The 13,503-nt window shown below is 33.6% G+C and carries 13 protein-coding genes and 2 other annotated features; of the genes, 5 read left to right on the top strand and 8 right to left on the bottom strand.

Translation table 11 applies throughout. The annotated features are described in order from the left end of the window. The first annotated feature begins 148 nt into the window (after positions 1-148). Complete coding sequence (locus tag ACX6U0_RS14805) at positions 149-637, top strand: GAF domain-containing protein (RefSeq protein WP_464960653.1); 489 nt, start codon at positions 149-151, stop codon at positions 635-637. Positions 638-683: 46 nt separating this feature from the next. On the opposite strand, the gene ACX6U0_RS14800 is transcribed toward ACX6U0_RS14805, so the two are convergent. After that, complete coding sequence (locus ACX6U0_RS14800) at positions 684-2,552, bottom strand: sensor domain-containing diguanylate cyclase (RefSeq protein WP_464960652.1); 1,869 nt, start codon at positions 2,550-2,552, stop codon at positions 684-686. A 438-nt stretch (positions 2,553-2,990) separates the two neighbouring features. Between ACX6U0_RS14800 and rpsD the strand changes: the two genes are divergently transcribed. Next, entirely contained in the window at positions 2,991-3,593 is a 603-nt protein-coding gene (rpsD, locus tag ACX6U0_RS14795) for a 30S ribosomal protein S4 (RefSeq protein ID WP_464960651.1), read from the top strand. A 206-nt stretch (positions 3,594-3,799) separates the two neighbouring features. Here the strand turns inward: rpsD and ACX6U0_RS14790 are convergent, their stop codons facing one another. The 7 genes from ACX6U0_RS14790 to acsA all read right to left on the bottom strand — a co-directional run bounded on the left by ACX6U0_RS14790 (position 3,800) and on the right by acsA (position 10,818). Continuing rightward, a complete protein-coding gene (locus ACX6U0_RS14790; RefSeq protein ID WP_464960650.1) occupies positions 3,800-4,171 on the bottom strand; it encodes a hypothetical protein in 372 nt (123 codons plus the stop codon). Positions 4,172-4,300: 129 nt separating this feature from the next. Beyond that, positions 4,301-4,879 (bottom strand): YdcF family protein, encoded by a 579-nt coding sequence (locus ACX6U0_RS14785; RefSeq protein ID WP_464960649.1) that lies wholly within the window; start codon positions 4,877-4,879, stop codon positions 4,301-4,303. Positions 4,880-5,000: 121 nt separating this feature from the next. Continuing rightward, complete coding sequence (locus ACX6U0_RS14780) at positions 5,001-5,135, bottom strand: hypothetical protein (RefSeq protein WP_088002766.1); 135 nt, start codon at positions 5,133-5,135, stop codon at positions 5,001-5,003. A gap of 58 nt (positions 5,136-5,193) precedes the next feature. Continuing rightward, a complete protein-coding gene (gene nhaC, locus ACX6U0_RS14775) occupies positions 5,194-6,573 on the bottom strand; it encodes a Na+/H+ antiporter NhaC (RefSeq protein WP_464960648.1) in 1,380 nt (459 codons plus the stop codon). Between the two features lie 28 nt (positions 6,574-6,601). Then, positions 6,602-7,063: a GNAT family N-acetyltransferase gene (locus ACX6U0_RS14770; protein ID WP_464960647.1), complete on the bottom strand. Its 462-nt coding sequence runs from the start codon at positions 7,061-7,063 to the stop codon at positions 6,602-6,604. Positions 7,064-7,113: 50 nt separating this feature from the next. Beyond that, positions 7,114-7,362: a binding site (T-box leader), on the bottom strand. 1 nt (position 7,363) lies between these two features. After that, positions 7,364-8,614: a tyrosine--tRNA ligase gene (gene tyrS, locus ACX6U0_RS14765; protein WP_464960699.1), complete on the bottom strand. Its 1,251-nt coding sequence runs from the start codon at positions 8,612-8,614 to the stop codon at positions 7,364-7,366. Positions 8,615-8,698: 84 nt separating this feature from the next. Continuing rightward, positions 8,699-8,934, bottom strand: a binding site (T-box leader). Positions 8,935-9,099: 165 nt separating this feature from the next. Beyond that, positions 9,100-10,818 carry an acetate--CoA ligase gene (gene acsA, locus ACX6U0_RS14760; RefSeq protein WP_464960646.1) on the bottom strand — a complete coding sequence of 573 codons (1,719 nt, stop codon included), beginning with the start codon at positions 10,816-10,818 and terminating at the stop codon, positions 9,100-9,102. 181 nt (positions 10,819-10,999) lie between these two features. Here acsA and ACX6U0_RS14755 point away from each other — a divergent pair, with 181 nt between their 5' ends. Genes ACX6U0_RS14755 through ACX6U0_RS14745 form a run of 3 tightly spaced genes read left to right on the top strand, consistent with a single transcriptional unit; the run spans position 11,000 to position 13,481 of the window. Next, entirely contained in the window at positions 11,000-11,632 is a 633-nt protein-coding gene (locus tag ACX6U0_RS14755) for a GNAT family N-acetyltransferase (protein WP_464960645.1), read from the top strand. Positions 11,633-11,667: 35 nt separating this feature from the next. After that, positions 11,668-12,312 carry an acetoin utilization AcuB family protein gene (locus ACX6U0_RS14750; protein WP_464960644.1) on the top strand — a complete coding sequence of 215 codons (645 nt, stop codon included), beginning with the start codon at positions 11,668-11,670 and terminating at the stop codon, positions 12,310-12,312. Beyond that, positions 12,309-13,481 (top strand): acetoin utilization protein AcuC, encoded by a 1,173-nt coding sequence (locus tag ACX6U0_RS14745; RefSeq protein ID WP_464960643.1) that lies wholly within the window; start codon positions 12,309-12,311, stop codon positions 13,479-13,481. The genes ACX6U0_RS14750 and ACX6U0_RS14745 overlap by 4 nt, the downstream gene beginning before the upstream one ends. Positions 13,482-13,503: the final 22 nt, after the last annotated feature.

Raw genomic sequence — 13,503 nt, 5'->3', positions numbered from 1 at the left:
CTTGTCACCTCTGCTTCTACACAATTTCCTTTTTTAAAACATTGGCGAAAACTTACTAAAATCCTTTATGAAATAGTCGACAAAATTACCAGTAATCTCTTGAAATATGCTATGATATTCCAAACGATATAGGGAAAGGGGTCAACTTATGTTTCAAAAAGTCGAATATTCAGGTACGAAAGAACAACAATATAAGACGCTTACATCACAAGTGAAAGCATTAACACATGATGAATTTAATTTAATTGCAAATTTAGCTAATACAGCTGCACTTTTAAATCAATTTTTACATGATATAAATTGGGTTGGTTTCTATTTAAAAGATGGAGATCGCGATGAATTAGTATTAGGACCATTTGTGGGTCTTCCAGCTTGCGTCCGTATTCCATTTGGAAAAGGTGTTTGTGGAACATCAGCTCAAACAAAAACTGTACAACGTATTGATAATGTTCATGATTTTCCAGGTCATATCGCATGTGATGCAGCATCTAACTCAGAAATCGTTATCCCAATTTACCATAATGGTGAAGTAATTGGAGTACTAGATATCGATAGCCCTGAATTTAATCGTTTTGATGAGATTGATCAACAATATTTACAAGAAATTGTTCAAATAATCGAAGGAAACATTAAGTAATAAAAAAGGAATCCAAAAATAGACATATTCTATCTTTGGATTCCTTTTAATTTGCAATTGTCACTTTATTTTTACCTGTATTTTTTGCAATGTATAAAGCATCGTCAGCGCTTTTAAATAATTTATCAATTGATGAAGTATTATAAGTACCATTTCCCCACGCAGATACCCCACATGAAGTCGTTACTCTTGGACTAGAAATCTTTTCAACTTCTTCAATAATTCTTGATGCTACTTTCTTTCCAGTATCAATACCGATTTTTGGTAAGTATGCAGCTAATTCTTCTCCACCCCATCTTGCAGCGATATCAGTTGAACGCACTACATCTTTTATAATATTCGCAACTTGAACTAGAACATTATCGCCGATTTGATGACCGTAAGTATCATTTATTTTCTTAAAATCATCAATATCCAGTAGTATTAATGTTCCTTGGGAATCTTCCTGCATACTTTTGCTAATTTGCTCTTCTAAGTACGCTCTAGAAAATAGATCAGTTAAGTGATCCGTTGCAACCAATTGCTCCAATTTCTCTTGTAGCATTGTATTTCGAAGCGCTAATTTAGTTGGCTCCATAACATTTTGGACTAACGTGCGATCATCATATTTGAATTTGAATGGATTACGATGAAGCATAATTGCTACACCTTTTAAACCTGTCGTCTCAATTTTAACGGCCACGATGGAATTAAAAGGGTACTGTTCATAACATTCTTCCTGTGTTGCATTTACTTTTAATAAAGTTCCGTCATGCAACCTTATATCATCGACTATTTGTCCAATCAACGAATTAGCAATTTCCGAGTTAAAATAGCTTGTACTACCATCTAACACTTTAAATTGATTATGTTCTTGAAGAATTACAATCGCAAATTCTTCACATTCAAAACGATTCTGAAACTTATATACTAAATAGTTTACAAGCTCTAAACTATGAAGGTTCTGATTTAAATTTTGTCCAACTTCATTTACAAATTGAATTCGTTTTGCACTATCTTCAACCTGTTGATACAGCTTTGCATTTTCTAAAGCAATACCTGCTTTAGATGCCAATAAAGTAAAGAACTCTTGTTCAGAGACTGTAAATCGATTGACATTCTTATTCCATATTTGAAGAACTCCATAAACACCCTGTTGTCCATGAACCGGTGCATACATAAAAATCGAATCACTATTTGTTTCATAAGTATTAACATTTTCACTATAAGCCTGAATAGCATATGGATTTGCATCCTTATCCATAGGTGAAAATTGTTTTACTTCAATATGTGACGGTTCTACACTTTGATTTGTCAGTAATAGTAGATATTCATAATTTGGATAGACTGTTTTTAATGAAGAGATAATTTCGGAAAAAACATTTTCGATATTAAATGATGAATGTAGTTTCGAAGTAATTTTTGATAATTGTAGATACTGTTTACCTTGTTCAACCGTTCTCGCTACTTTTACTAGTAAATCTCGTAACTCAAACGTTTCTTTGTGGATATTTATTAAAAATCTTTCACTATATTGCTCAAGCTTGTCCACTGCACCTGTAAAATCAAATTCTACAATGTGAATATCACTGTCTTCGAAATACCATAAATACAAAAAAGTATGATGTAAATTGTGTACTATTCTGTATTTACTCTCTCTGTCAAATTCAATATTTAATTTTTCAATCGATACATTCGAGTTTACTTCATATTGATCGTCTTCCTCGGAAAATCTATTATAAGTTAAAGACTCAAGCGTCTCTCCATTACCATTTTTACCGTACAATGTAACAGCTCTTGACCCTAAAACATCACACACCAATTTAGAATATTTCTTATATACTTTTGAATGTTGCTGAAAATTTTCTTGATTTACCATTAAATCAAAAAATTCCGATTTCAAATACAATATTTTACTTTTCTCGTCGAGATTCATACAAAATCACCTACTTACAATTTAAGAAATGAACTAATATAACTATTTTTACTATTCCCATTATAAAACAATTAGTAAGTTTTTCCTACAACTATTTTTATACAAAATTGGACATTTTCTTATAATTCCGACAAAATTACTTCCTTATTAAATAGCAAGTTTCTATGCAATTTTTCATTTTTTCCCAAGAATAATTTCTATACTTATAAAAAATGCGTTCTTGACTAAATAACGTAATCTAGATATAATATTCTTTGTGTAAAATAACGCAGCGTTGTAAGCACGGGCTTGAAATTTATTTTGTTCCTCTTAACAGAGGTGTCATCGCGTAACTCCGGCTGCTGGGGCGAGGATACATGAAAGCAAAATAAACAAACTGGGGCTACACGAACGTTTTTATTTTACTCCAAAATAAAAACTTGAAGGAGGAGACAATCAATGTCTCGTTATACAGGATCTACTTGGAAATTATCTCGCCGTTTAGGCATTTCATTAAGCGGAACAGGTAAGGAATTAGAAAAACGTCCTTACGCACCAGGTCAACACGGACCTAACCAACGTAAAAAATTATCAGAGTACGGTTTACAATTACAAGAGAAGCAAAAACTTCGTCACATGTTCGGAGTTAATGAGCGTCAATTCCGTCGCACATTCGACATCGCTGGTAAATTAACTGGTAAACACGGTGAAAACTTCATGATCTTATTAGAAACTCGTTTAGACAACGTAGTTTACCGTATGGGTCTTGCTCGTACTCGTCGTGCTGCTCGTCAATTAGTTAACCACGGTCACATCTTAGTTGATGGTAAACGTGTAGACATCCCTTCTTTCCGCGTAAAAGTTGGCCAAACTATCAGCTTACGTGAAAAATCACAAAACTTAGCTGTTGTTAAAGAAGCTGTTGAAGTTAACAACTTTGTACCTGAGTACATCACTTTCAACGCTGACAAATTAGAAGGTACTTTCAACCGCTTACCAGAGCGTTCTGAATTACCAGCTGAAATCAACGAAGCTCTTATCGTTGAATTCTACAACCGTTAATAATATCGCTTCTTAAGAAGTGATACAAAAACCTCTAGAAAAGTTGATTTATCAACGATTCTAGAGGTTTTTTATTTTAACTAGATTAATTGTAGGTGGATTTTATTATAAAGGTGTGTAATGAGTCTTTACATAAAACAAAAAAGGCCTCGAAAAAATCGAGAGCCAAAAAAGAGAGGTGTTTTTTCATGAAAGCAAAGCTACTGTTATTTTAAGCTTAATCTTGCTAAATCATGTTGTACTGCGTTATTACCAGTTTGTGGATCAAAGTCAAGAGCACTTAATCCAAAAGTACTCACTACAACGTCTTTGTCTTTCGGATGAACAATTCTTACTTCATACGCAAATACAGTTGGTGGTAGTGCAAGTGATCTAAAAGTGCGATATTGACTTGGTGGAATTAAAATTGTTGAAGGATCTATCATTGGTAGAATGACTGGTGAGCCTGAAGACCAATCAAACATTTGAACCGTTACAGAACGAAAGCTGTCTGGATCAGCATTCATTGCTTCAACTGTTAGAAATGAAGTGTCAGAATGTCTTCTTAATACACCAGTCGATAAAATTTTTGTACCCAATTCTATCTCTCCTATTATATTATTTGGACAAGCTTTGTCCATATAATATAAAATGTAAAATCAGAAAAAAAGTAACGGACAATCACACAAATGAACCTATTATTTCTTCAAAAATAGTTAATAAATCTATTAAATATGATCATAGTATAGAGCTTTTAATATAGATAAACATTCTCTAATATATGCAGTAGGTAGAATAACGGTTGGTGTTTTTGCTGGTAATCCAACAATTTGTAAGCCTTGTTTTTGAGCTAACTTAATTGATCTGAATAAGTGATAGTCATTCGTTACAATAATTCCTTTTTCATTCTCATTAATAAAATTTTTGGAGAACTTCATATTCTCATATGTATTCGTTGATAAATCCTCTTTTATAATTCTTTTTTCTTCTATACCTAGTTTGATTAATTCAATTTTCATACACTCTGCTTCTGAAATTAGTTCATCCTTACCTTGTCCACCTGAAACAATAATTTTTGTTTTTGGATTTTCTTTTGCATACACAGCTGCGGTTTCAATTCTGTATTTCAGTGCTAATGTTGGTTTATTCTTCTTTAATCCTGCTCCTAATACAATTACATAATCGGCATTTTTAGGAACTTTATGTTTATATTGCAAATAACTATTTATGCCGATAAATAAAAAACAAAATACATAGACAAAAATTCCAAATAGAACGAAATAAGTTATCATTTTAATAAAGCCCATTTGAAGGTTTCCTCAATCTTTCATTTTTTACTTTTAATTGTAGCGAAAATTGAGGTCTTTTTCATTAAAAAAAGCAAACAATTTAATGTTTTACCATTTAATTGTTTGCCTCAGTATTTATTTATCTAGGATATTTTTCATCCATTGGATCATGTTGATCTTTTGAAAGTCTTTTTTGATGAGCTTTCGTTTTTGCATCTACATGATTTGCATCACTCGGACGATTTTTCTTTGAACCACCTGCTGCATGACTCATTTCTTTCCCTCCATCTAACCAGTTAGTACAAAAACTAGTTTACGTAGAAAGAACTTGTTTATGCAATTTTTCGAGAATCTTTCATTTCATTTTTACCATCTAGACTTTTGCCAATGATCGCTGCAATGATACTAAATATTGGTGTAATAAATAGGATAAATGCAAATGGTAAGTATTCTAATACTGGAACACCTAATGTTGCTGCAAAAAATGCGCCACTTACACTCCAAGGTACGATTGGGTTGAATAATGTTCCACCATCTTCAAGTGCTCTTGATAAGTTTTTAAGCGGTATGTTTCTTTTTATAAATACATCCTTTAATAATTGACCCGGAAGTAAAATTGACAGATATTGTTCTCCTGTTAACAGGTTCACACAGATTGCTGATAAAGTACTTGCAATAACAATATTACCTTTTCGTTTTAAATTAATTAATGATTGAATCACTGAATCAAACACTCTTAATTCTTGTAATAAACCACCTAAAGCCAGTGCAATAAAAATTAATGAAACAGACCACATCATAGACTGTAAGCCACCACGGTTTACGATTGAGTTTAACATTGCATTCCCTGTATCTAGTTGGAAACCGCTTTGAAGTGTCGTAAATACTTGTTCTAATGATACTCCCTTTTGGATAATAAATGCTAAAATAATTGAGCTAATGATCCCTGCAGACATTGTAGGTAAAGTTGAAAAGCCTTTAAATGACATAATAAATACGATGATACAAGGTATTAATAAAAATGGATTAATTTCAAAGCTTGTTGCAATTGCTTTTTTCATCTCGTTAACTTGTGCCATGTCAGATTGTCCATGACCCATTCCAATTATTAAAAACAATATAATTGTCACAATTAATGCCGGAATTGTCGTGAATGCCATATGACGAATGTGTTCATTTACTTTAATTCCTAATACACTTGGTACAAAATTTGTCGTATCTGAAATTGGTGACATTTTATCCCCAAAGCATGCACCACAGATAATTGCACCTGCTGCAATTGCTGGAGAAACACCCATTATATGTGCGATCCCCATTAATGCTACACCTACTGTTCCTATCGTAGTAAATGTACTACCTGTAAAGCTCGCTACGATAATTGTGATAAAAATTGCACTAATTGCAAACCATTTTGCTGAAAGTACTGAAATCCCGTAAAAAAGTAGTGTTGGAACTGTTCCGCTTAACATCCAAGAACCAATTAATAGTCCAATCATCATTAAAATTAATGTAGGTGATAGACCATTTTGAATACCTTTTTTCATACCATTTTCAATTTGCTCCCATTTAATTCCTTTCGCAAAACCAAAAATAGCTAGACTTACTACACATAGCAATAAAGGAATGTGTGGCTCTGTTTTTAATATAACTAGACAACTAGACATAATCAATGTGAAAAATCCTATAATTGATATTAATTCGATGTGTTTCATGACGCTTATCTCCTCTTTCATTGTAATTTTAAATTTCCATAAATACATGTTCTCTAAATTTTTTAAACCCTAGTTTTTCATAAAAATTCTTTGCGATTCTGTTATCCGTCCAGTAATCCAATTCAATTCTGTTTATTTCATGCTCACGAGCAAAACTAACTATTTTATGAATGATAAAAGACCCATATCCTCTATTTCGTTCACCTTCTATAATATTTATTTGGTGAACATAAACAGTCCCAAAAGCCTTCTTAAATGGAGTTTCTAAAGAATGTTTAATTTCGATCCATGCATATCCGACAAAATCATCCTCATCCTTTATCAATAAAAATAAATGGTTTGGCTTATCCACTACTTCTTTAAAAAACTCAGTTACTTCATCTATATTGTGAATTTTAAATTGCTCTGGAAATAGTTCAGCATGCAAATTTTGCACACCTTCGTTTAGTTTTGCCAATATTCCGTAATCTTTAGTTAGAATCATTTCCATGAATTATCCCCCTTTCAAAAAAATAAAAAAATCGAGGTTATCCCTATAAAAATAGGGACGACCTCGATCGCGTTACCACCCTAGTTATAAAGAAAAATTACTTTTTCTCGAAAAGTTTTTTCTTTATCACTCGATATCTGTAACGTAGACATACGTTCTTCCCTTCATTAGAATCTCTAACTACGAAAAGAAAACTCCCGAAATGTAATTCGCTGATTGTTTAGACGAGTTCACACCAACCACTCGCTCTCTGGATCTAGTGACAATCAAACTACTGCTTTTTCGTTCACTGTTTATTCATTATGATAATGTAATTAAGTGGTATTTCTTTTTACCACGACGGATAATAATAAATTGCTCTTCAATTGCATCAAGCTTAGATAAAACTTTTGCAACGTCTTGTATACGATCTCCATTTACGTACACTGCACCGTTTTGTACATCTTCACGTGCTTGACGTTTAGAAGGTGAAATTTTAGCAGCTACTAACAAATCAACTAATCCCATTTCTGCTTCATTTAAAGCAAAAGATGGAACATCTTTAAAGCCTTGTTTGATTTCATCAGCAGTTAATTCTTTAACAGATCCACTAAATAATGCTTCTGTAATTTTAATTGCTTGATCAAGTGCCTTTTCACCATGAACTAGTTTAGTCACTTCAGCAGCTAATGCTTTTTGAGCTACACGTTGCTCTGGTGCTTCATTAAATTGTTTTTCTAACTCTAAAATTTCTTCTTTCGATAAGAAAGTAAAGTATTTTAAGTATTTAACAACATCTCGATCGTCAGTGTTAATCCAGAATTGGTAGAATTCATATGGAGTCGTTTTTTCAGGATCTAACCATACTGCTCCACCTTCTGTTTTACCGAATTTTGAACCATCAGCTTTTGTAACTAAAGGTACAGTTAAACCAAATGCTTTTGAATCTTCTTCAGTTTTTCGAATTAATTCCATACCTGCCGTAATATTACCCCATTGGTCACTTCCACCAATTTGAAGTTTACAATTATGGTCTTGGTATAATTTTAAGAAATCGTATGATTGTAAAATCATGTAGCTAAATTCAGTAAATGAAATACCTGCATCTAAACGTGATGCTACAGAATCTTTAGCAAGCATGTAATTTAATCCAAAGTTTTTCCCAATATCGCGTAAGAATGTAATTACGTCTAAATCGCCAGTCCAATCAAAGTTGTTTACAACTTTAGCAGCATTCTCACCTTCAAAGCTTAAGAAAGGTAAAAGCTGTGTACGAATTCGTTCACTGTACATTTGAACTGTTTCTGTTGTATTAAGTGTACGTTCTGCTTTTTTACCACTTGGGTCACCAATCATACCAGTTGCTCCACCTACAACACCTATCGGTTTATGACCAGCAACTTGGAATCTTTTAAGCATTAAAACAGGTAATAAATGACCGATGTGTAAGCTATCGCCTGTCGGGTCGAAACCACAGTATAAAGAAACCGATTCTTCATTTAGTAATTTTTGTAATCCTTCTTCGTCAGTCATTTGATTAATTAATCCACGAAATTCTAAATCCTGTAAAATCGTTGTCACTTTTAATCAATCCTCTCTCTCTATCATTGCATCATCAATTTTTCAAAACAAAATAAAAAGTCCCTACTGTTAAACAGTAGGGACGAATAATTAAAATCGCGGTACCACCCTAGTTGTAGCTAATTAAATTAGTCTACCTCTCATACAATTAACGGTTGTTAACCGTTCTAATCCTAGTTTGCTATGTACAACAAATGTCGAAAAAGAATGCTCCAGGGTGTAATTCATGTCAATGTTTGTGCTAATTCTCACCAACCATTAGCTCTCTGAGACAATATCATTCACACTACTAAACCTTTCAACGCTCACTATTAAAATGTTATGAAACATTTATAACACATATAAATCTAGAAAGTCAAATAGGTTTTTATCATTTTTCTATATTAATTTATTCAAAATTGTAGAAAATTGTTCTCTAAATTCGTAAAAAAAGAAGGAAACATCCTATAAAAGAGCTTCCTTCTAAATGATGATTATTAGTCTTCCATCGTAGATAAATCGCCTGTAGGTAGATTTAATTCCCAGGCTTTTAACACCCTACGCATAATTTTACCGCTGCGTGTTTTTGGTAATTTATCTCGGAATTCAATTTGTCTTGGTGCAGCGTGTGCCGCTAAGCCTACTTTGACAAAGTTTCGAATTTCTTCTTTTAACTCATCAGTTGCCACATAACCATCACGAAGGGCAACAAAGGCTTTAATGATTTCACCACGAACTGGATCTGGAATCCCAATAACACCAGCTTCAGCGATAGCTGGATGTTCAACAAGTTTACTTTCAACTTCAAATGGCCCTACTCGTTCACCTGATGTCATAATTACATCATCAACACGGCCTTGGAACCAGAAATATCCATCCTCATCCATATAAGCTGAATCACCAGATACATACCATTCATCGTTTAAAAAATATGATTGGAATTTTGGCTCGTTATTCCAAATCGTATGCATCATTGATGGCCAGCCCTTTTTGATTGCTAGATTCCCCATCGTATATGGAGCAACCTCTTTACCGTTATTATCTACAATTGCTGCCACTACGCCTGGTAATGGTTTGCCCATTGATCCTGGTCGAATCGGCATACATGGATAATTACAAATTAACTGCGCACCTGTTTCTGTCATCCACCAAGTATCGTGAATACGTAAGTCGAACACCTTCGCTCCCCAACGAACTACCTCTGGGTTTAACGGTTCACCTACACTTAAAATATGACGTAGTGAACTTAAATCGTATTTTTTAAGGACATCTTGACCTGCACCCATTAACATACGGAACGCAGTCGGAGCACTATACCAAATTGTAACTCCAAAATTTTGAATCGTTTCATACCAAGTATCAGGGCTAAATCTTCCTCCTAATACTACGTTTGATGCACCATTTAACCATGGACCGAATATTCCATAAGATGTACCCGTTACCCAACCTGGGTCAGCTGTACACCAATAAATATCATCTTCTTTAATATCTAATACCCATTTACCAGTTTGATAATGCTGAATCATAGCTTGTTGAACGTGAAGTACCCCTTTTGGCTTTCCAGTTGAGCCAGAAGTATAGTGCAAAATTAAACCATCATCACGGTTTAACCATGTAATGTCAAAGTCAGCATTTGCTTCCTTAAATCGTGCCGTGAAATCAACGAATTTCCCACCTTCATTAATTTCATTTCCCACAAGGAAAATTGTTTTTAATGAAGGTAAATCATTGATTGGAACACGAGATAATAAAGCTGGTGTTGTAATTAAAACTTTTGCTTCACTATCTTCTAAACGATCTTTTACCGCACCTTCCATAAAAGCTTCAAATAAAGGCCCTACGATTGCACCCAATTTCAAAGCACCAAGTAATGCAAAATATAATTCCGGCTGACGTGGCATGAAGATGAATACACGGTCACCCTTCTCAATATCACCATATTGTTTTAGTACATTTGCAGCTTTATCAGAGTTGGTTTTCATTTCTCCAAATGTATATTTTTCATTGCGTTCATCATCTTTATAATACAAGGCAATTTTATCTTTACGATGGGAATTTGCATGACGATCTATCGCCTCATATGCAACATTAAACTTTTGTGTAGTATGAAAAGAGAACTCTTTTTCTACTTCTTTCCAATCAAAATTTTGATAACTCTCTTCATAATTTGTTAAATTAAAATGACCATTTTTCACAGGAAGCGCTTCCACTTTCATTAAAATCCCTCCTCGATTATGTATATAAGTATTATACCTTTAGTAAACTTAATTTTCAGTATTTTTACTATATTATCTACTTTTAAATAATTAGACACATTATGATGTTTTTCCTGTATCTATTTCTGCATAATTTTTAGTATGATAAGAAAAAAGGTGTTTTCCTAGGGAGTGAGTTTAATTGGATCACCCAAAAAAGTATTTTTCAAAGAAAATTCTTACAAATAAAGGTGAGTTAATCATAGAAGGCCCGATTGAATCTGCTTTACTTGAAACATATGAGTTTCACGAGAATTTAACTTCATTTAGGCCACCGAAGCAACAACATAAAGCTATTGTTGAAATTGCTAGTTTGCCTGAAGCAAGGATTATAATCGCAAGGTTTGATCAGACAATCGTAGGATACGTGACATATTTATATCCTGATCCACTTGAAAGATGGTCACAAACAACATTAGAAAATTTGATAGAACTTGGCGCAATTGAGGTCATTCCTGAATTTAGAGGGTTTTCTGTAGCCAAAAATATGTTAATGATTTCAATGATGGATGATGCAATGGAAGATTACATTATTATTACAACAGAGTATTACTGGCATTGGGACTTAAAAGGAACCGGCCTAAGTGTTTGGGATTACCGTAAAATGATGGAAAAGATGATGAACGCAGGAGGACTTATTCAATTTGCAACTGATGACCCCGAGATTTGCTCTCACCCTGCAAACTGTTTAATGGTTAGAATTGGAAAACGAGTTCCAACTGAAGACATTCAAGCTTTTGACGCTCTACGTTTCTTACAAAGATACATGTACTAACTGACTTCTAATCTCGAAAGGTAGGTTTCTAAAAAATGCTTATTCAAGATATTATGCGCAGTTCAAACGTTACTTTAAAGAAAGAAAATACTATTGGAGAAGCCGTTACAATTTTCCGAAAAGGTGAAGTCCGTCATATTCCAATTATTAATGATGATTCAGAAGTAATTGGAATTATTTCTGACCGAGACGTTCGCGATGCACTACCCTCTACTTTGTTTCCCCAAGAAATTTCAACTGTTTTTCAAGTTTCAGTTGAAAAAATAATGACAACAAATGTGATAACTTGTAGTCAAATGGACTTCGTTGAGGAAGTAGCAACAAATTTTTACCAATATAAAATTGGTTGTTTACCAGTCGTTTCTAGTGGGAAATTAGTTGGCATTGTCACCGAGATTGACGTTCTTCATACATTGGTCACACTAACTGGAGCATATCAACCAAGTTCACAAATTGAACTTTTAGTTCGTGACCAACCAGGCATTTTAAGTGAAGTCGTAACTGTATTTGCGAAAGAAAATATAAATATCGTTAGCGTTTTAGTTTATCCAGCAAAAGATCCTTTGCATAAAGTGCTCGTTTTTAGGATTCAAACAATGAATCCATTATCGATGATTACGAAATTAAAGACTGAAGGATATACAATTCTCTGGCCAAATGAAGCGAGTGAATCGCTATGAAAAAGGATGCTTATTTAATATACAGTGAAGATTATCATTCATATCAATTTAATAAAAATCATCCGTTTAATCCAATTCGCTCACAACTAGTTTATGAATTGTTAAAAGAAAGTCAATTATTAAATGATACAGATGTACTAATTCCAAGAGTCGCAACGGATGAAGAGCTTTTATTATTTCATGATAGCCAATATATAGAACAAGTAAAAAAAGCTAGTCACGAAACAATTAATGGACAAATTGCAGAGCAATTCGGTTTAGGAACTGAAGACACCCCTATTTTTAAAAATATGCATGAGGCAAGCTCCCTAATTGTTGGCGGTACTTTAACCGCTGTTGATGCCGTACTAGAAGGTAAAGCAAATCATGCCTTTAATTTAGGGGGCGGTTTGCATCATGGGTTTAAACGGAAAGCATCAGGATTTTGTGTATATAATGATTGTGCTATTGCTATTAAATATATTCAGAAAAAATATGGATTAAAAGTATTATATGTAGATACGGATGCTCACCATGGTGACGGCGTTCAATGGGCATTTTACGATGATCCGACAGTTTGTACATTATCAATTCATGAAACAGGCCGTTACTTATTTCCTGGCACTGGTGGGGTTAATGAAAGAGGACAAGGTAAAGGTTTTGGTTTTTCTTTTAACGTTCCAATTGATGCGTTTACGGAAGATGAATCTTTTCTAGTAAACTATAAAAAAGCACTTTCTGAAATTGCAGAATATTTCAAACCCGATATTATTTTTACTCAAAATGGTTCAGATTCACATTGCTTTGACCCTTTAACTCATCTATGTACAACAATGAAAACATTCCAGGAAATCCCTAAAATCGCACATGAAATCGCGCATAAATACTGTGAAGGAAGATGGGTCGCCGTAGCTGGTGGTGGATATGATTACTGGAGAGTTGTACCGAGAGCTTGGTCCAATGTTTGGTTAGCTATGACAAATCAACAACCTTCTTCTGAACAAATTCCGAGCTCTTGGCTTGAAAAATGGCAAAAAGTGTCAAATGTAAAATTACCTAAAACTTGGACAGATGACCCATCTATTGTCCAAACCATTCCAAGAAAAAAAGAAATAGAAGAATACAATTCTCAAATACTTAACCGTGCACTTGATCCACTATACATACATCAAAAGAAGCCCTTTATATAAAAAAAAGAAGCTATTGAACAAC

It is taken from the genome of Gottfriedia sp. ABJ_BB2_2 (assembly GCF_055484705.1).
This window is presented reverse-complemented; position numbering and strand designations above follow the sequence as displayed.

Coding starts and splice junctions, on each gene's coding strand:
- ACX6U0_RS14805 (WP_464960653.1), top strand. CDS start 149: ATGTTTCAAAAAGTCGAATATTCAGGTACGAAAGAACAACAATATAAG.
- ACX6U0_RS14800 (WP_464960652.1), bottom strand. CDS start 2,552: ATGAATCTCGACGAGAAAAGTAAAATATTGTATTTGAAATCGGAATTT.
- rpsD (WP_464960651.1), top strand. CDS start 2,991: ATGTCTCGTTATACAGGATCTACTTGGAAATTATCTCGCCGTTTAGGC.
- ACX6U0_RS14785 (WP_464960649.1), bottom strand. CDS start 4,879: ATGGGCTTTATTAAAATGATAACTTATTTCGTTCTATTTGGAATTTTT.
- ACX6U0_RS14780 (WP_088002766.1), bottom strand. CDS start 5,135: ATGAGTCATGCAGCAGGTGGTTCAAAGAAAAATCGTCCGAGTGATGCA.
- nhaC (WP_464960648.1), bottom strand. CDS start 6,573: ATGAAACACATCGAATTAATATCAATTATAGGATTTTTCACATTGATT.
- ACX6U0_RS14770 (WP_464960647.1), bottom strand. CDS start 7,063: ATGGAAATGATTCTAACTAAAGATTACGGAATATTGGCAAAACTAAAC.
- acsA (WP_464960646.1), bottom strand. CDS start 10,818: ATGAAAGTGGAAGCGCTTCCTGTGAAAAATGGTCATTTTAATTTAACA.
- ACX6U0_RS14750 (WP_464960644.1), top strand. CDS start 11,668: ATGCTTATTCAAGATATTATGCGCAGTTCAAACGTTACTTTAAAGAAA.
- ACX6U0_RS14745 (WP_464960643.1), top strand. CDS start 12,309: ATGAAAAAGGATGCTTATTTAATATACAGTGAAGATTATCATTCATAT.